Here is a 17,055-nt window from a genome sequence, read left to right as displayed (position 1 = left end):
CAAAAGCTCGAGAATTTTCTCGAGCTTTTTTGATTTTATATAATTTAAGAATTTTAATTCAAATTCATTAATTCTTTTGCTTGATTGATTGCTGCATCTGTCAATTCTGAACCAGAAATCATTTGTGCAATTTCTTCTAAACGTTGTTGTTGAGATAATTCAATAACGTTTGTTTGCGTTGTTTCGTTTACGACTTCTTTGTAAACTTTTAGCTGATAATTTCCTTTTGAAGCGACTTGTGGCAAATGCGTAATCACTAAAAGCTGCATATTTTCTGCCATTGTTTGCATTACTTTTCCTGTTTCATTTGCAACTTTTCCAGAAATTCCTGTATCTATTTCATCTAAAATCAACGTTGGTAAATGTTGATGAGTTGCCAATAATTTTTTAATCGCTAACATCAATCGAGACCGTTCTCCACCAGAAACAGATTTTTCAAAAATACGCGGTTCCATTCCTTTGTTTGCTGAGAATAGAAACAAAACTTCATCTTTTCCAGTTGCTGTAAAATCTGTTGTTTCGTTTAATTGAATGGTTAATTGAGAATTTTCCATTCCCAATTGTGACAACGTATTCAAGATATTTTTTCGGATAATTTCGATAGAAGAAATTCTATTTTTTCTAATTTTAATTACTTGTTTTTCAAGTTTTTCTGAAATTGAATTCAATTCTTTATTTAAGTGAATAATTAAATCACTCAAATTATCAAAACCAGAAGTTTGACTTTCTAATTCGTCACGTTTTGCAATTAATTCTTCAACAGAAATCACATTATGTTTACGCAATAATTTATGAATCAAATCGTAACGATCTGTAATTTCTTGTAATCTTTCAGGATTAATTTCAGTCGAATCTATCAAACTACTCATTTCACCAGAAATATCTTGCAATTCTATTTTAGAAGAAATTAATCGTTCGTAAATAGAATTGTATTGCGAATTATAATCCGAAATTTTATTCAATTTATTGCTTGCTTCATTCAATTGAGAAATGATTCCCATCTCTGGATGTTCCAAAAATTGGTAAGTTTCATTCAAAGTCGAAATAATTTCTTCTACGTTTGACAAAGATTTTATTTCGATTTCCAATTCCTCTAATTCTTCATTTTTTATCGAAGCATTGTTCAATTCTTCCCACAAATGCAATTTATACTCTAAATCTTGTGATTGATTTTCTAATGAATTTTGAGCGTCTTTTATCTTTTTCTTTGTTGAAATATAATGGTTAAAATCCTTCTTATATTCTTTCAACAAGTCTTTATTTTCTCCATAAATATCCAACATCGAAAGTTGAAAATCAGCTTCAAAAATTTTAGGTGTATTAAATTGAGAATGAATATCAATCAATAATTCTGATAATTCTTGTAAAATAGAGACTTTAACAGGCGTATCATTGATAAAAGCACGCGATTTCCCAGAAGGTAATAATTCTCTTCTCAGAATAGATTCGTCTTCATAATCCAAATCATTTTCTTCGAAAAAATCATTCAATTCAAGATTTTTAATCTCAAAAACAGCTTCAATAATACATTTTTCATCAATATTTTTCAAGGCTTTTAAATCGGCACGTTCGCCTAAAACTAATTTTAAAGCACCTAACAAAATCGATTTTCCAGCACCAGTTTCACCAGTAATAGTAGTCATACCCTGATGAAAATCAATCTCCAATTGATCGATAATGGCAAAATTATTAACGCGAAGAGTTTTTAACATTTACTTTTTCAATTTATTCCAATAATTGTCATTGTATTTTGGCGCGATTGAATTTAAAATTCCTTTCAGTTTCTCGATATTCACCGTAGAAACCTGTCCGCCTGAAAATACTTGACTAATTTCGCTATTTTTTGCTGTTAGGAAAAGTTCTAGCGGATAAAATTGAGAATAATTTCCTCTTTGGTAAAATTCTAATTGCAATAATGTATTTCCAATCGCATTTTTCCCACGAACTTCGTTCTCAGACATAATGTCTAAGCCGTTTCTATGATATTGATAGATGATATTTCTAAGTGTAGAATTATCCGATTTTAGAATATTGTTAATTAACGCAGAACGCGATTTTATTCCATCTAATTCGCTCCAACCAGAGAAATTATTATTTGCTTGACCGAAATCTGCAATTTTTTTCGCCATTTTGAAATACTCTGTTCCTCCTTCTTTCGCAAACGTATCTGCATCATATCCCAAAACCAAATAAATGTAATACGTCATTACATCTGTCAAATTTTTTCCACTGAATTTACGATCATTGAAAATTAACTCTTCAGATTCTTGGTATTGAAACGTAAAATTATCGTCAGATAAATTAAGAACAGGCGTATAGTACGTTGAGTTAAAAACAGGACGACGAGATTGTACCAAAATAGTACCTTTCATTCTGTTTCCCTCACGTTCCGTTACATTGATGACGAAACTAGCTTCAATTCTTTCGTATGTTTTTAAACGATCATTTGTCCATTTTGTTGAATTAATAAACGTTTTTAATGATCTTTCTAAAGTTTGATAAACCTGTGTATTAGATCCCTGAACCTGAGAATAATCGACTTTTACATCTGCAATAATATTTTGCGAGAAAGCCGAAATAGCTAAACACGACGAAAAGAAAATTGAGGCTAATTTCTTCATAATAAATTTTATAACTTATTTAAAATGACATTCAAAATATCTTTTGCAACATCTGTTTTTGATTTTGCATCAAATTGTTGCATCGATAAATCTTTATCAATAATTGTAATTTTGTTTGTATTCTTCTGAAAACCAGCTTCTTTATCTTGCATCGAATTAAGAACAATAAAATCAAGATTCTTTTTGGCTAATTTTTTCTTTGCATATTCTTCTTCGTTATTCGTCTCTAATGCAAAACCAACCAATAATTGATGTGTTTTGATTTCGCCTAACGATTTTAGAATATCAGGATTTTTCACCAATTCGATAATTAAATTATCATCGTTTTCTTTCTTAATTTTATGCTCAGCCATTTTTTTTGGACGATAATCTGCAACAGCCGCTGACATTACCACAGCATCAGCATCAGCAAAATTAGCGTACATCGCTTCGTACATATCACGAGCAGAAACAACATTTATTCGATCGATAGGAAAACCTGTAACAGATTCGTGACTTGGACCACTAACCAAGGTAACTTTTGCACCCAAATTAGCAGCAGCTTTTGCAATCTCGAATCCCATTTTTCCCGAAGAATAATTACCTATAAAACGAACAGGATCTAAGTTTTCGTATGTAGGACCAGCAGAAACTACTACTTTTTTTCCGTGAAGTGGGAGAGTAGCTTCGATTGTACTTTCCAAAAACGCAATAATGTTTTCAGGTTCAGCCATTCTACCTTCTCCAATTAATCCACTTGCTAATTCACCAGCTTCGGCAGGAATACAAATATTTCCGAAAGATTCTAATTTAGCAATATTTTCTAAAGTTGATGGATGTTTGTACATATCCAAATCCATTGCTGGAGCAAAATATACAGGACATTTAGCCGAAAGATAAGTAGCTAAAACCAAATTATCACACGTTCCATCTGCCATATGAGAAAGTGTATTTGCTGTACAAGGTGCAATAATCATATAATCTGCCCAAAGTGCATATTCTACATGATTATTCCAATCACCTTTATCGCCAAAAAACTCCCATTCAACTGGATGTTTGGAAAGCGTGGAAAGTGTAAGTGGGGTAACGAAGTTTTGAGCTTCTGGTGTCATAATAACTTTGACATCTGCTCCTTTTTTGATAAGCCCTCTAACAAGAAAAGCGGCTTTGTAGGCCGCTATTCCGGCAGAAACTGCCAAAAGAATTTTTTTACTATGTAAAACAGACATTATTTATCCTCATTTGGATTTCTGTAATATACGTCATTGTCTAACCATTCCTTAACCGCAATAGAAGTCGGTTTTGGTAATCTTTCGTAGAATTTTGAAACTTCGATTTGCTCTCTGTTTTCAAAAACTTCTTCTAAAGAATCTGTATGTGCAGCAAACTCATCCAATTTCTGAATTAATTCAGTTTTCATTTCTTGGTTAATTTGTTCTGCTCTTTTACCCATAATTACAATCGATTCGTATAAGTTTCCTGTTTTCTCATCGATTTTATTACGATCATAAGTTTGTGTTGTTGGTGCTGCACCGATATCCTTGAAATTCATAATGAAAGAATTTTATATATTTTACTATTATTTATTATTTTGCTCTTTGCTTAATTCAGCTTGATCAGCTTCAAATTTCTTTTTAGCTACTTCTATATCAGCTAATTGTTTTTTAGTCTCAACCATATCTTTGTCGATTTTCTCCATCAATTTATCAGCTTCTGCTTTAAATTTTGTTTGCGGATAATATCTTGTTAACAAAAGATATTGCGTTCTGGCATCTTGTAAACGTAAATCTTTGTTCTCGATACGAGAGAAATTTAACGCCAATTCTGTTTTAGAACGTAATGAATACATCATTGCTTCTTCACGAAATTTAGAATCTGGATATTCATCAACCATATTGTCAAAAGAAACTCCAGCAGCCTTATATTTCATTGTTTTGTAATAAACTTTAGAAATTTCGAAAGACTTTAATTCTAATTTTTGTCTAAGTTCTGTAATATAATTATTCGCTTCTGCAACGTGTGCTGATTCTGGATACGAATTGATAAATCCTTGTAACTCACTGATTGCTGTGTACGTACTTGTTTGATCCAAGTCATATTTTGGCGAATCTTTGTAATAAGAAAATGCCGATTTGAATAAAGCTTCTTCTGCACGGCTATCCATAGGATAAGCTCCTGCAAAGCTTTTGAATTGATGTCCTGCTAAACGGAAACTTTTTTCGTTAAAGTTACCTTGTGCCATATTATAGGCAATGTCCGCAGATTTTTCTGTTCCTACAAATGATGTAGAAATTTTTTCATACAATTCGTTTGCCAAATCATATTTACCATCTTGATACAATTGTGTAGCCAATGTAAAGATTTCGTCTTTATCCGTACTTTTCATCGCTTTGTTATAGGTCTTGTTACAAGACACTAAAGAAGCGCCAATTAAAACTACTAAGCTTAGTTTTTTAAACATTCTGCAAATTTAATAAAATTTGAGGACTAAAGTATAAAATATTTTTTTCTTATCCTCTTAATAAAATCTCAAAGTTTTGATTTATTCCGCTGTTGTGTCTGTACTTAATGTAACTATATCACGATCAAATAGATATAAACCTCCTTTGTCAGATCCAATCATTTCTAACTTATCTAAGATATTTCTGGCTAATTTTTCTTCCTCAATTTGCTCAGAAACATACCATTGCAAGAAATTGTGAGTTGAATAGTCTCTTTCTTCTAATGTTAAGCCTACAATGTCGTTAATTGATTCAGAAACAAAGCATTCGTGGTTTAAAATTGCAGTAAAAACTTCTTTCAATGTTGTGAAATCTTGTTTTGGTTCTTCAATTTGTGGAACAAACGCTTTTCCGCCTCTTTCGTTAATAAATTTAATTAATTTTAACATATGCATACGTTCTTCGTCTGCATGCGAGTACAAGAAATTTGCAGTTCCTTCCAAACCTTTCACTTCTGCCCAAGAAGCCATAGCTAAATATAATTGAGAAGAATCTCCTTCTAATTTTATTTGTTTGTTTAATGCGTCTAATATTGTATCTTTTATCATAGCTTTATTTTTTTAGATGTTTGATAATAATTGGTTAATTTTTGTTGTCAAGTTAGCTGATGCTGGAACTAAAGGTAATCTTGTAAATGGTTTACAAATGCCTTTGTTATCTAAAACAGCTTTTATTCCGCAAGGATTTCCTTCCTCGAAGATAGCACGTGTAATCTCTACAACTTTGTAATGACCTTCGTAAGCAGCAACAACTTCTTTGTTGATTGCTTTGCGAATCATATCTGTAAAAACAGTTGGAACACCTTGTCCAATAACAGAAATAACACCAGAACCTCCAGCTAAAGTCATTGGAACTGCGAATTCATCATCACCAGAAATAATATTGAAATCTTCGCGTGTGTTTTTACGAATAATATCTGTTGATTGTAAGAAATCTGGTGAAGCTTCTTTAATCGCAACAATATTTTTGAATTCATTTGCCAAACGAATTGTTGTATCTGCTGAGATATTAGAACCCGTTCTACCAGGAACATTATACAAAATGATGTTAGCATCTGTACTTTCTGCAATCGCTTTATAATGTTGGTAAATTCCTTCTTGATTTGGTTTATTATAATAAGGAGAAACTGTAAGAACTGCGATATAATCACTCAAATCTGTTTCTTGATATTCATTAATAACTTCTGCCGTATTGTTACCTCCAATACCCAAAACCATCGGAACACGATTAGCATTCGCCTTCTTTATTGTTTCAATTACCTGTTTCTTTTCATCCTTTGTAAGTGTTGCTGCTTCTGCAGTAGTTCCCAAAATAACTAAATACTCAACACCGCCATCGATACTATAGTTTACTAAATTTTCTAATGCAGCATAATCTACGGTACCATCTTGTTGAAAAGGCGTAACCAAAGCAACTCCTGTCCCAATTAATTGTTTCATCTTCTATAAATGTTATTAAATCTAATACTAAGTTAAAATTCGGAATTATATCTTGAATAATCAAATAATAGTGTTAATCTATAATTGGTCTTAGATAAAATCCAAAATCTTTCAAAAATAGCGATTAATTTATAGGAATAAAATTAATTTAAGCCAATGTTTTATGATTTTACTTATAAAAAAAAGCCACTCAAAACGAGTGGCTCATATTATTTCTAACTTTAGATTAGTTAAATGTATATTTAAATCCTAAAGAAAAACGACCAGCTTCAAAATCTGAATCATTTGATAATCTCCAATCAGGCTTCCAATCAAAATGTAAAGCCAAAGGAGCAGATGGAATTTTGTATTCTAAACCTGCTTGTGGACGAATACCAAATATTGTTTTATCTTCATAATATCCTTTATCTACAAATTTTAATTGAGGTCCAACCCCTACATACCATCCTAATCCGTTTGTACCAGAAAACGGTTGATTATATGTATAATCTGCACCTAAAACAGTAACATGATCTCCAAACATCACCTGTACATTACCAGCGTTTTTACCATCAAAAGAGTGTTTGAATTGTGGACCTACTAATGTTTCTCCATCTCCTAAATCTACAACAACACCTAAAGCATTTTTATAGTTTTGAGCATTTACTTGAGAAATTCCTAATGCCATTACAGCAACTAATAATACTTTTTTCATTTATATTAAATTTTCAGTTTTTAACTTTGTTATACCATCTATTTTACAAAAAGCGTGCAAATGTTATCTTAATGTTAAGTTTTAACATTTTTAATCGAATAATAATTATATATATTGCTTTGTATGAGTAAGATATTTGGTTAATTTAAAATCATTCTAAAGTTTAAACTTTTACATTATTCTCTTAAAAAAGTTAATTTTGTAGAAACAAAACAATAATGATTAAAACTGTAATTTTCGATATGGACGGCGTAATCGTCGATACAGAACCAGTACATAAATATGCTTATTTCGAACATTATAAAGAACTGAATATTCCAGTTACGGAAGAATTATTTGCTACATTTACAGGACAATCGACAAAGAATGTTTATCAAATTCTGAAAGATAAATTCGATTTGAAAGAAGAAGTGAACGATTTGGTTTTGAGAAAACGTACCATCTTTAATGAAGCTTTTGACACAAAACCAGATTTATATTTGATTGACGGTGTAGAGAAGTTGATTAAAGATTTATACAATAATGGAATCGAACTGATTTTGGCGTCCTCGGCTTCAAAATCGACAATTGATCGAGTTTTTAATCGTTTTGAGTTGAATCAATATTTTACACATAAAATTTCTGGCGAAAACTTTCCGAAGTCAAAACCAGATCCTGCTATTTTTCTACATGCAGCTGATTTGGCTAAATCTAAACATGCTGAATGTATAGTTATCGAAGATAGTAAAAACGGAGTGGAAGCGGCTTCCCGTGCGAATTTGTATTGTTTAGGTTACAAAAGTGCAAATTCGAAACAACAAGATATTTCAAAAGCAAATTGTATTGTAGATGATTTTAATGCGATTGATGCAAATTTTATTAAAGAATTTGAATTAACAATTTAAGATTAATCAATAATCTTAAATTGTTTCATTAAGAAAATGGCATTCATCATTTTGGTTGTGCCTTTTCTTAATTTATAATCTGAATAATAATTGTTGTCCACGTTTTTTAATTCGAAACAATAATTAATAATATGATCCCGGTTTTCACCTTCCATTTTCGTTAATTCTAAATCGTGAGTAGCGATAAAACCAATCAATTTTGTGGGAGATTTAATCAATTTTTCTAAAAATTTTTGTGAACCAATTAGTTTATCTTCTGAATTTGTTCCTTTTAAAATCTCATCTAAAATGATGATTTGTGGTTGATCATTTTCTAAACGTTCAATCAAAATTTTCAATTTATTAATTTCATTTTTGAAATAAGAATCGCCAGAAGACAAATTATCAACCGTTCTGATACTTGTAAATAAATCCATTGGGTAAAACGACATTTTTTCTGCACTCACTTTTGCGCCGTTCATCGCTAAAACCAAATTTGTTCCAACTGTTCTTAAAAATGTACTTTTTCCAGCCATATTTGCCCCTGTAATAATCGCAATATTGTTTGGACGATTTGTTTCAAAATCATTTTTTATAACTGTTTTTTCATCTAATAAAGGATGAAAACCATTCGTAATTTTTAATTCATAAGGTTCTTCAACAATTTCTGGATACGTAAACATTTTGTATTTATCATTAAACAAAGCAAACGACACAAAAGCCTCTAATTTAGCCAATTCATCTAACCAAGGTTTGATTTGATGAACCGTTTTTTGAATTTCATTTTCAAATTTGATCGAATAATGTAAACGCCACAAGAAAAATGTATTCAACACAAATCCGACAATCGGGAAATTTGCTGCATCTAAAGTTTCTTTTGTTGAAGAAATTGTCTTGATTAAATCCGATGATTTGAAAGGATTTACAAATGTATTTTGAATTTCTACATTTAGTTTTGATTCAAAATTTTCATTTTCTATATGTCGAAAAACTTCATATAAATTATCCAATTCATCTGCTTTCATTGTCGTATAAGCCACAATTCGTCTTAGTTGTTGCTTATAAAATATGTAAATTGCATTCGAAACAATGACTGCACCTAAAATCCAATAAAAAACAATTTCTTTCGGAAAACCAATAATTGCTAAAGCGATAAAACACAAAATATTCAGAACAGAAAAGATGAGTGGAAATAATTTTATTGAATCAGTATTGAATACACGATTTTCGAACACAAAAATTGAAAATTGATTCATGTTTAATCGCTTTGTAAATGTCAAAAATGTCACAATCCAATTTCTTTTTTCAGCCAATTCTGTAAATGCATTTTGTCTATCAATAATTTCTGATTTGTCTAAAATCAAATTCGATAAAAAATGTTTCAACTGTAAATTTCCAATTCGAGTTTGCGTTTTATTGATTCGATTGAAGATTGAATTTCCTTCCAAAATATCTAAATCTTTGTTGTAAACATTATTGAATTGAGAATTATCTTCAACAAATTGATCGATAGAATCATCCGTTTTTATTTGATTAATAATTTCTAATGCTTGAATTGAATAATTGAGTTGCGAAGAAATTTTAGAAGTTTTAACTACTAAAACGATGAAAACAATAAATAAAATAGAAGAAATAATCAAATACAAATTGTTGCTCGACGTAACATAAAGCAAGAATAATACAATTGAAATAATAAATGCAACAAGTCTGATATTGCTGATTTTATTCTTTTTAGATTTCAATATATTAAAATCATTTTGTAGTTTTTCTTCTATTTTTAGATAGTCTTCCATTCTTAATTTTATTTCTGATTAAAGGTAGTGGTATAAATAATAAAAGAGCGAAATTTCGCTCTTTTAAATTGTTGTTTATATAATTGTATGAATTACAACACTTTTATTTCGAATACTTTTTCATCATTCAAATAACCTTCTAAGGTATCTTTTGAATTGATTTTAGAAACTCCCGCTGGTGTACCAGTAAAAATTAAATCACCTTTTTTCAAGGTAAAATATTTAGAACATTCAGCAATTAAGGTATTGATATGAAAAATCATATCTTTTGAATTTCCTGTTTGTACATTTTCTCCATTTCGATCTAATTTGAATGTAAGATTTTCTAAATCAAAATTTTCTTTTGGATGAAAATCAGAAGCAAATGCAGAACCATCAAAAGCTTTCGCAATTTCCCAAGGAAAACGCTTTTCTTTCAATTCTTGTTGTACATCGCGCGCTGTAAAATCAATTCCTAAACCGATTTCTGAAAAATAACGATCTGCAAATTGAGGTTGAATCATTTTTCCAACTCGATCAATTTTAATTACAATTTCCGTTTCAAAATGAACTTCTTTCGTAAAACTTGGAATAACAAAAGGAAAACCCTTTCTTAAAATGGCCGAATCTGGTTTCATAAAAAACATAGGCGATTCTGGAATTGGATTATCTAATTCTTTTGCATGTTCGACGTAATTTCGTCCGACACAAATAATTTTCATCGCTTAAAAACCGTTTTGTAATTTGATTCGAGTAAAAACTTTCTTTGTATATAAAGGAAAATCGGCATTCTGAATCCACGCATAATAACCTGGATCTTTCGCAAAGATATCCGTCACAACTTGTCCTTTATACTTGCCAAACGAAATAATTTCTTGGTCTTTATCATTGTACTGAATAAATCCAGCTAAATCAGCCGTTTTGCGTTGAGAAGAAAATTCGCTCAAAAATTTATTGTCATTTTCAAGCTCGTCATATTTCTCGATTTGCGCCATCAAAACTTCGTAAGTCGCAATTGTATCAGCTTCCGCAGAATGTGCATCAATCAAATCTTTATCGCAATAATACTTATAAGCAGCGCTTAAATTGCGAGGTTCCATTTTATGATAAATCACTTGCACATCAATTGGACGATGTTTTGATAAATCAAAATCAAAACCATTACGTAATAATTCTTCTGCTAAAAGTGGAATATCAAAACGATTTGAATTATATCCTGCCAAATCAGAATCTTTAATCATTTCCATAATCGCAGGGGCAAGTTCTTTGAAAGAAGGCGCATCGGCAACATCTTCGTCAGAAATTCCGTGGATTAAAGTTGTTTCTGGTGGAATTGGAATTCCAGGATTAACTTTCCAAGTTTTTACTTCTTTTGAACCGTCTGTCAAAGCTTTCACGATAGAGATTTCAACAATACGGTCTTTTGAAACATTAGTTCCAGTTGTTTCTAAATCAAAGAAACAGATATTTTTAGTTAATTTCATTTTGTAATTTCTTTTCTAAAAATGATTGAGATAAGGATGTACAATAAGATGATTAGCGGAATTGCAGCAACTTGCAACCAAGCCACTAAACCTAATGTAATGATTAAGAAAATATATTTATAATAATTTTCTGCCCAACTCAATCCTTTAAATTTTAAGGCAAATAATGGTAAATCGACAATTAATAAAACACTAAATACAATAGAAACGGCAATTAATAAATACGGATCAAGAGATGGATTTATAATTTGTCCATTATTGTAATAGATAGAAAATAATGAGAAAATAAATAAGGTATTTGATGGTGTTGCCAAACCTTTGAAATACGTTGCTTGATCTTCATCTAAATTAAATTTTGCTAATCGTAACGCCGAAAAAGCAGGAACTAAAAAAGCAAATAATGAAATTGCAGCAATTTTTAAATTCTCATTTTCATAAATAAAATCAGTTGAAAAATGATTAAACATCGAAAATAACATCAATCCTGGTACAACACCAAACGAAATACAATCTGCCAAAGAATCCAATTCTTTTCCAATCGGGCTACCAATATTCATTAGTCGTGCAACCATTCCGTCCAAAAAATCAGCAACTAATGAAATCAACATCAAAACCATCACAATTGTAACTGTGGTAGTTGTGATTTGAGCATTGCTCGAAATCATGAAAATGGCTGATAATACACCACATGAAAGATTAAGTAGTGTTAGAAAATTTGGAATTGTAAATAATTTCATAAATGAATTTTTCATCGCAAAAATACAAACAAAAATTAATCTGAATCCTTTTTAAACACAATAAAACCACTATTTTTGAGTTTTTATATTCGTAATTCATCAATTTTGAAAAAGACATTCCTTATATTATCTGTTCTGGCAAGTCAATTTGCTTTTTCTCAAACCACACGCAAATATTCGAACGAGTTTTTGAATATTGGTGCAGATGCGCGCTCGTTTGCAATGGGTAATGCGGTTGTGGCGAATATTGGAAATGCAAATGCGGCTTATTGGAATCCTGCTGGATTAACGGAAATTACCTATGATTGGGAAGCTGCAGCAATGCATGCTGAATATTTTCAGTCGATTGCAAAATTTGATTATGCGGCGGTTGCAATTCCGTTGAGAGAAAGTAATTCTACGATTGCATTTTCGTTTACACGTTTTGGTGTTGATAATATTTTGAATACAACAGAATTGATTGATAATCAAGGAAATATTAATTACGATAAAATCTCTAAATTTTCTACAGCAGACTATGCTTTAACAATGTCTTATGCGGGAAATGTCTTTAATAATAAAGATATTCAGTTTGGTGCAAATGCTAAAATCGTTTATCGACATATTGGGAAATTTGCGCAAGGATTTGGTTTCGGTTTAGATCTTGGTTTGCAATATCGTACCGATAATAAAATGTATTTTGGTTTGATGGCACGAGATATTACAACAACTTTCAATGCGTGGAGTATCAATAAACAAAAGGTAAAAGAAATCACGATTGACGAACCAAATAATGAAGGTGAGCCAACAATTTTGAATGATTTACCTGGAGAGAATATCGAATTAACAATGCCTAAATTGCAATTTGGAGTTGGAAAACGTTTTGATTTTAATGAACGAGTTTCGTTATTGGGAGAGGTTGATATGAATATCGAATTTCAACAAACGAATGCCGCAATTTCTGGAAAAGGATTTTCGATTTCGCCACAAGTTGGTCTTGAATTAGGTTATGATGACATGGTTTTTGTACGTGGAGGATTGAACAATTTACAGAAGATTTCGCAATTTGATGGAAAAGATAAAACTCAAATTCAGCCAAATGTTGGGGTAGGTTTCAAATACAAAGGAATCTCGATTGATTATGCTTTGACAAACTTTGGAGACAGCGGTTTAGAATTATATTCTAACATTTTCTCAGTCCGTTTCGAGATGGATAAATGGAGATAAATAAGTTTTACTCATAATTATATTGATAGGTATATTTTTCTGAATATTGATATTTTATACTCTGTCAAGTGTTTCCAAAAGCGTTTTGGCATCATTTGGATTAGTAACATCGAATTTTTCCTTGTTTCAATTGTTGTCCAATTAAAATAAGACTTCCACAATTCTTGGTATAAATTCTCTTTTACATCAAAATAATAATTAAAGGTAAAACATTATATTTTGGATCAGTTTTCGCAAAAAATAAATCTTAATTAATCTTTTCAAAACGAATAAATATCGCTGAAAAAGTTTAACAAAAAATTTAATCGTACTCCAAATTGATTAAAAGTTCAGTTTTTAATCGGCTGATAAAATTACAATCTAATTCAGAAAGAAGAATATCAATTAGTTGAGATAAAAAATCGCGATTAATATAATTAAATACAAAGGTTTTTTCATTGGTCATAAAATAAAAATCAAAATGACTAAAATAACCTGAAATTGATTTAATCTCTAATGCTGGAAGTTCTTCGGGTTGAAAAAAATCGCTTAATTTTGCACGATAATCATGAATTTTTTTGATAGAATTTGAAGTAATATCAACATATTCTAAGTTTAAATCTTCAATCTCATCTGAATAAAATTGAAATAAAAATTCGTTTTTAGGATAATCATTTATGTACAAATTGAAACGATTATCTTTTTGGTATAACTGAAAAAGTCGATTAAATTCTTGCACATTATTGATCATAATAGATGAAGTTAAATAATTGATTAGAATAAATTTAAAAATATTTAGTTAAATAATCAAATAAAAAAGAGCCAAATTAGTTTTGGCTCTTGAATTTTAGTAACGTATTGTCCTTGTCGTATTTGAAATTGGTTGATCAATATCTTTTACAAATTGCGTTCGTTTGACCCAATTTTTGTGATTATCGTATTGATATTTAATCGTTGATATATTCTTTACTTTTCCTGTTTCATCAATCACCGTTTCTTCGATAATATTATTGTTTTCATCAAATTTTCGCACATATTTATTGACTTGATTATTGTCTTTGTCCACATAAGTTTCCTCTATTGGATTGCCTTTCGCGTCGTTTTTATAATTCAACGTATAAGTTCCTTGGTTATATTTTACCAATGTTTTGACTAAAAATCCATTTTGATATTCAAACGTTTTGTTGATAAAAACATCCGAATCTTCCAATAAATTAGTTTCTCTTTCGTAAGTTATATTCTGATTTTGATCTAATTTATATTCCGTTTTAGAAACATTGACATCATTTTCGCTCTTGGTGACAATGTAACCCTCTGTTGTATATTCGTAATCAAAATTGAAAACTAAACTTTCGTCATTGTTTTTCATTTCTCTCGAAATCAATTTATTCGATTCATTATAATTAAATATTTCAGCAAAAGTTTTATTTCCAGCTTCATCAAAATAATCACGTTTTGTCGGATTACCATCTTTATTATACGTTGATTTTGTGTAATATTCCGTTTCATAACCTTCAATAAACTTCATGCGAATACGTGCTTTTTGCATCGATTCTTCGATAAAAGTTGGATTTCCTAAAACATCATTTTGTTGTAATTCAGATTTTTGAGCAAATGCAAAACCTGAAAATAATATGGTAATTAAAGCAATGTTTTTTAACATATGTTGTATTTTTTTTTTTCTTGAATAGAAAGATTAACCAAAATTAATTCAAAAATGTAAATTCCTTGATCTATTTAAAGGTGAACGTAAAAACTAGAACTTATATTTGAAAAAAAAATAAAAAAATGAGCACAAAATTTAAACTTTTAGGAAATCAACCAGCATTTATCGATTTATCATTGTTATTAGTACGTTTAGCTGCTGGTGGATTTATGTTTACACACGGATTCGGAAAATTGCAAAAATTAATCAATGGAAATTTCGAATTTGGAGATCCAATTGGACTTGGACCAGAAATTTCTTTAGGTTTAACTGTTTTTGCGGAAATACTTTGTGCTTTTTTAGTTTTGGTCGGATTATTTACTCGTTTGGCGGTAATTCCACTAATCATTACAATGTTAGTTGCTGTATTTATCGTGCATGCAGATCATGATTTTGGTAAAAAAGAATTGGGATTATTCTACTTAATCAATTATTTAGTTATATTTTTATCAGGCGCAGGAAAATATTCTTTAGACAAATTGATACTTAAAAAATGATAAAAACATTAACCTATAGTTTATTGATTTGTTCTTCTGCATTATTTGCTCAATCAAAAAATATGAAAAACATTGTTTATACGCCATTAGCAAAGGCAGAATTAACATTAATAAAAGAAAAGAAATCCTATGATCCTTTTCGTGTTTTATTAACAACTTCGGATGCAGATACAAAAATCTTAAAATCAACTTCTATTGATATTGATCCAAAAGATCCATTAATCAAATTATTGGCCGATCGTATGTATGCAACGGTTCAAGACGAGGCAAGTAAAGGTGTTGGTATTGCAGCTCCACAAATTGGAATTAATCGCAACGCGGTTTGGGTGCAACGTTTTGACAAAGAAGGCGAACCTTTTGAGTTTATTATCAATCCAAAAATCACGTGGTATTCGGACATTGTTCGTCACGGTCGCGAAGGTTGTTTGTCTATTCCTGATATTTTCGGAAAAGTGTATAGAAGCTTGGTTCTTCGATTGGCATATTATGATTTGGATGGAAATTTTCATGATGAAACAGTTGAAGGTTTTACAGCGGTTATTTTTCAGCACGAATACGATCATTTAACAGGAACGTTATTTACAGATCGAATGAAAGAGCAAGAAAATCTAAATTACGTGAAAGCTGAAGTGATGAACGATGTTTTTTACTTGAAAAAGACTAGTTCTTTTACAGATGACGACGACGATGAAGATTAAAAATTTCTTAAAACCTAGAAATTATTATGCTTGGCATAGTTTTTAGTTTAATTTTGCAAAAACTTATTTAGAAAATTGTTAGCATACACTACATATAATCATCCAACGAGCACAGAATGGGTGACTTTTGTTCATGGAGCAGGAGGAAGTTCTACGATTTGGTTCAAGCAATTGCGTGAATTTCGCAAACATTTCAATGTTTTGTTAATGGACTTGAGAGGACATGGACGTTCTAAGAAAAACTTGAAAGCGCTTTTCGAAAAACGTTATACTTTCAAATCAGTTTCAAAAGATGTGATTGATGTTTTAGATCATTTAAATATCGATAAAACACATTTTGTTGGGATGTCTTTGGGAACGATTGTGATTCGACAATTGGCAGAAGATTATTCGGAGCGATTCAAATCAATGGTGATGGGAGGCGCAATTATGAAAATTAATTTTCAATGTCAATTTTTGATTAACGTTGGAAATACATTCAAACATATGTTGCCTTATTTAATCTTGTATCGAATTTTTGCTTTCGCTATCATGCCAAAGAATACGCACAAAGAGTCAAGGCTATTATTTATCAATGAGGCGAAGAAATTGTATCAAAAAGAATTTTTGAAATGGTTCAAACTCACTGCGGATGTCAATCCATTGCTAAAATGGTTTCGAAAAATTGAATTAAATATTCCGACTTTATATGTGATGGGAGCAGAAGATCATATGTTTTTGCCTTCGATTCAGGAATTAATAAAAGCACATACCAAACATTCAGAATTGATTGTTATCGAAGATTGTGGACATGTTGTGAATGTCGATCAACCACAAATTTTTAACGATAAAGTAATTGAATATATTCATCGAATTAAATAAAATAAACTAAAAAAAGCTT

The 17,055-nt window shown here is 30.4% G+C and carries 19 protein-coding genes and 1 pseudogene; 5 read left to right on the top strand and 15 right to left on the bottom strand.

Annotated features, from left to right (window positions below; genetic code table 11):
- Positions 1-53: 53 nt before the first annotated feature.
- From recN to B3I31_RS02130, 8 genes are all read right to left on the bottom strand, one after another.
- Positions 54-1,712 carry a DNA repair protein RecN gene (gene recN, locus B3I31_RS02165; protein ID WP_291059921.1) on the bottom strand — a complete coding sequence of 553 codons (1,659 nt, stop codon included), beginning with the start codon at positions 1,710-1,712 and terminating at the stop codon, positions 54-56.
- A complete protein-coding gene (locus B3I31_RS02160; protein WP_286494840.1) occupies positions 1,713-2,621 on the bottom strand; it encodes a DUF4835 family protein in 909 nt (302 codons plus the stop codon).
- 8 nt (positions 2,622-2,629) lie between these two features.
- Positions 2,630-3,829 carry a bifunctional phosphopantothenoylcysteine decarboxylase/phosphopantothenate--cysteine ligase CoaBC gene (gene coaBC, locus B3I31_RS02155; protein WP_286494839.1) on the bottom strand — a complete coding sequence of 400 codons (1,200 nt, stop codon included), beginning with the start codon at positions 3,827-3,829 and terminating at the stop codon, positions 2,630-2,632.
- Complete coding sequence (locus B3I31_RS02150) at positions 3,829-4,152, bottom strand: DNA-directed RNA polymerase subunit omega (RefSeq protein WP_019973784.1); 324 nt, start codon at positions 4,150-4,152, stop codon at positions 3,829-3,831. Before B3I31_RS02150 ends, coaBC begins: the two co-directional genes overlap by 1 nt.
- A gap of 27 nt (positions 4,153-4,179) precedes the next feature.
- Positions 4,180-5,061, bottom strand: coding sequence for an outer membrane protein assembly factor BamD (locus B3I31_RS02145; RefSeq protein ID WP_038334250.1), 882 nt, complete (start codon positions 5,059-5,061; stop codon positions 4,180-4,182).
- An 81-nt stretch (positions 5,062-5,142) separates the two neighbouring features.
- Positions 5,143-5,649 carry a ferritin gene (locus B3I31_RS02140; RefSeq protein WP_280045600.1) on the bottom strand — a complete coding sequence of 169 codons (507 nt, stop codon included), beginning with the start codon at positions 5,647-5,649 and terminating at the stop codon, positions 5,143-5,145.
- A gap of 12 nt (positions 5,650-5,661) precedes the next feature.
- A complete protein-coding gene (gene dapA / locus B3I31_RS02135) occupies positions 5,662-6,540 on the bottom strand; it encodes a 4-hydroxy-tetrahydrodipicolinate synthase (protein WP_291059917.1) in 879 nt (292 codons plus the stop codon).
- A gap of 226 nt (positions 6,541-6,766) precedes the next feature.
- Positions 6,767-7,234 carry a hypothetical protein gene (locus B3I31_RS02130; RefSeq protein WP_225540007.1) on the bottom strand — a complete coding sequence of 156 codons (468 nt, stop codon included), beginning with the start codon at positions 7,232-7,234 and terminating at the stop codon, positions 6,767-6,769.
- A gap of 218 nt (positions 7,235-7,452) precedes the next feature.
- Between B3I31_RS02130 and B3I31_RS02125 the strand changes: the two genes are divergently transcribed.
- A complete protein-coding gene (locus B3I31_RS02125) occupies positions 7,453-8,118 on the top strand; it encodes an HAD family hydrolase (RefSeq protein WP_291059913.1) in 666 nt (221 codons plus the stop codon).
- Between the two features lie 2 nt (positions 8,119-8,120).
- On the opposite strand, the gene B3I31_RS02120 is transcribed toward B3I31_RS02125, so the two are convergent.
- From B3I31_RS02120 to B3I31_RS02105, 4 genes are all read right to left on the bottom strand, one after another.
- Complete coding sequence (locus B3I31_RS02120; protein WP_291072439.1) at positions 8,121-9,890, bottom strand: MutS-related protein; 1,770 nt, start codon at positions 9,888-9,890, stop codon at positions 8,121-8,123.
- A 92-nt stretch (positions 9,891-9,982) separates the two neighbouring features.
- Positions 9,983-10,591 carry a fumarylacetoacetate hydrolase family protein gene (locus B3I31_RS02115; protein WP_115000569.1) on the bottom strand — a complete coding sequence of 203 codons (609 nt, stop codon included), beginning with the start codon at positions 10,589-10,591 and terminating at the stop codon, positions 9,983-9,985.
- A 3-nt stretch (positions 10,592-10,594) separates the two neighbouring features.
- A complete protein-coding gene (locus B3I31_RS02110) occupies positions 10,595-11,353 on the bottom strand; it encodes a 3'-5' exonuclease (protein WP_038334216.1) in 759 nt (252 codons plus the stop codon).
- Complete coding sequence (locus B3I31_RS02105) at positions 11,350-12,090, bottom strand: CDP-alcohol phosphatidyltransferase family protein (protein ID WP_286473582.1); 741 nt, start codon at positions 12,088-12,090, stop codon at positions 11,350-11,352. The genes B3I31_RS02110 and B3I31_RS02105 overlap by 4 nt, the downstream gene beginning before the upstream one ends.
- Before the next feature lie 105 nt (positions 12,091-12,195).
- On the opposite strand from B3I31_RS02105, the gene B3I31_RS02100 reads away from it, so the two are divergent.
- On the top strand, positions 12,196-13,296 hold the full coding sequence (locus B3I31_RS02100; protein ID WP_291072438.1) for a PorV/PorQ family protein: 1,101 nt from the start codon (positions 12,196-12,198) through the stop codon (positions 13,294-13,296).
- Positions 13,297-13,313: 17 nt separating this feature from the next.
- Here B3I31_RS02100 and B3I31_RS14590 read toward each other — a convergent pair.
- From B3I31_RS14590 to B3I31_RS02090, 3 genes and pseudogenes are all read right to left on the bottom strand, one after another.
- Positions 13,314-13,475, bottom strand: a pseudogene (locus tag B3I31_RS14590) (DUF4130 domain-containing protein); the annotation flags it as partial.
- Positions 13,476-13,597: 122 nt separating this feature from the next.
- Positions 13,598-14,026 (bottom strand): hypothetical protein, encoded by a 429-nt coding sequence (locus B3I31_RS02095; RefSeq protein WP_291072437.1) that lies wholly within the window; start codon positions 14,024-14,026, stop codon positions 13,598-13,600.
- A 96-nt stretch (positions 14,027-14,122) separates the two neighbouring features.
- On the bottom strand, positions 14,123-14,938 hold the full coding sequence (locus tag B3I31_RS02090) for a hypothetical protein (protein ID WP_291059627.1): 816 nt from the start codon (positions 14,936-14,938) through the stop codon (positions 14,123-14,125).
- Positions 14,939-15,063: 125 nt separating this feature from the next.
- Here B3I31_RS02090 and B3I31_RS02085 point away from each other — a divergent pair, with 125 nt between their 5' ends.
- From B3I31_RS02085 to B3I31_RS02075, 3 genes are all read left to right on the top strand, one after another.
- On the top strand, positions 15,064-15,477 hold the full coding sequence (locus B3I31_RS02085) for a DoxX family protein (protein WP_180904370.1): 414 nt from the start codon (positions 15,064-15,066) through the stop codon (positions 15,475-15,477).
- The gene (def, locus tag B3I31_RS02080) at positions 15,474-16,175 is read left to right on the top strand and encodes a peptide deformylase (RefSeq protein ID WP_219034603.1); all 702 of its coding nucleotides are present in this window, start codon (positions 15,474-15,476) and stop codon (positions 16,173-16,175) included. The genes B3I31_RS02085 and def overlap by 4 nt, the downstream gene beginning before the upstream one ends.
- Before the next feature lie 75 nt (positions 16,176-16,250).
- Entirely contained in the window at positions 16,251-17,036 is a 786-nt protein-coding gene (locus B3I31_RS02075; protein ID WP_291048260.1) for an alpha/beta fold hydrolase, read from the top strand.
- The last annotated feature ends 19 nt before the right edge of the window (positions 17,037-17,055 follow it).

The organism is Empedobacter sp. UBA3475 (assembly GCF_002378465.1).
GTDB classification, from domain to species: Bacteria; Bacteroidota; Bacteroidia; order Flavobacteriales; family Weeksellaceae; genus Empedobacter; species Empedobacter falsenii_B.
This window is presented reverse-complemented; position numbering and strand designations above follow the sequence as displayed.

What these genes read in the sequence shown, in the direction of transcription:
- def (WP_219034603.1), top strand. Translation starts at nt 15,474, where the DNA reads ATGATAAAAACATTAACCTATAGTTTATTGATTTGTTCTTCTGCATTA.
- B3I31_RS02110 (WP_038334216.1), bottom strand. Translation starts at nt 11,353, where the DNA reads ATGAAATTAACTAAAAATATCTGTTTCTTTGATTTAGAAACAACTGGA.
- B3I31_RS02160 (WP_286494840.1), bottom strand. Translation starts at nt 2,621, where the DNA reads ATGAAGAAATTAGCCTCAATTTTCTTTTCGTCGTGTTTAGCTATTTCG.
- dapA (WP_291059917.1), bottom strand. Translation starts at nt 6,540, where the DNA reads ATGAAACAATTAATTGGGACAGGAGTTGCTTTGGTTACGCCTTTTCAA.
- B3I31_RS02145 (WP_038334250.1), bottom strand. Translation starts at nt 5,061, where the DNA reads ATGTTTAAAAAACTAAGCTTAGTAGTTTTAATTGGCGCTTCTTTAGTG.
- B3I31_RS02105 (WP_286473582.1), bottom strand. Translation starts at nt 12,090, where the DNA reads ATGAAATTATTTACAATTCCAAATTTTCTAACACTACTTAATCTTTCA.
- B3I31_RS02095 (WP_291072437.1), bottom strand. Translation starts at nt 14,026, where the DNA reads ATGATCAATAATGTGCAAGAATTTAATCGACTTTTTCAGTTATACCAA.
- B3I31_RS02085 (WP_180904370.1), top strand. Translation starts at nt 15,064, where the DNA reads ATGAGCACAAAATTTAAACTTTTAGGAAATCAACCAGCATTTATCGAT.
- B3I31_RS02140 (WP_280045600.1), bottom strand. Translation starts at nt 5,649, where the DNA reads ATGATAAAAGATACAATATTAGACGCATTAAACAAACAAATAAAATTA.
- B3I31_RS02130 (WP_225540007.1), bottom strand. Translation starts at nt 7,234, where the DNA reads ATGAAAAAAGTATTATTAGTTGCTGTAATGGCATTAGGAATTTCTCAA.
- B3I31_RS02125 (WP_291059913.1), top strand. Translation starts at nt 7,453, where the DNA reads ATGATTAAAACTGTAATTTTCGATATGGACGGCGTAATCGTCGATACA.
- B3I31_RS02150 (WP_019973784.1), bottom strand. Translation starts at nt 4,152, where the DNA reads ATGAATTTCAAGGATATCGGTGCAGCACCAACAACACAAACTTATGAT.
- B3I31_RS02115 (WP_115000569.1), bottom strand. Translation starts at nt 10,591, where the DNA reads ATGAAAATTATTTGTGTCGGACGAAATTACGTCGAACATGCAAAAGAA.
- recN (WP_291059921.1), bottom strand. Translation starts at nt 1,712, where the DNA reads ATGTTAAAAACTCTTCGCGTTAATAATTTTGCCATTATCGATCAATTG.
- B3I31_RS02090 (WP_291059627.1), bottom strand. Translation starts at nt 14,938, where the DNA reads ATGTTAAAAAACATTGCTTTAATTACCATATTATTTTCAGGTTTTGCA.
- coaBC (WP_286494839.1), bottom strand. Translation starts at nt 3,829, where the DNA reads ATGTCTGTTTTACATAGTAAAAAAATTCTTTTGGCAGTTTCTGCCGGA.
- B3I31_RS02120 (WP_291072439.1), bottom strand. Translation starts at nt 9,890, where the DNA reads ATGGAAGACTATCTAAAAATAGAAGAAAAACTACAAAATGATTTTAAT.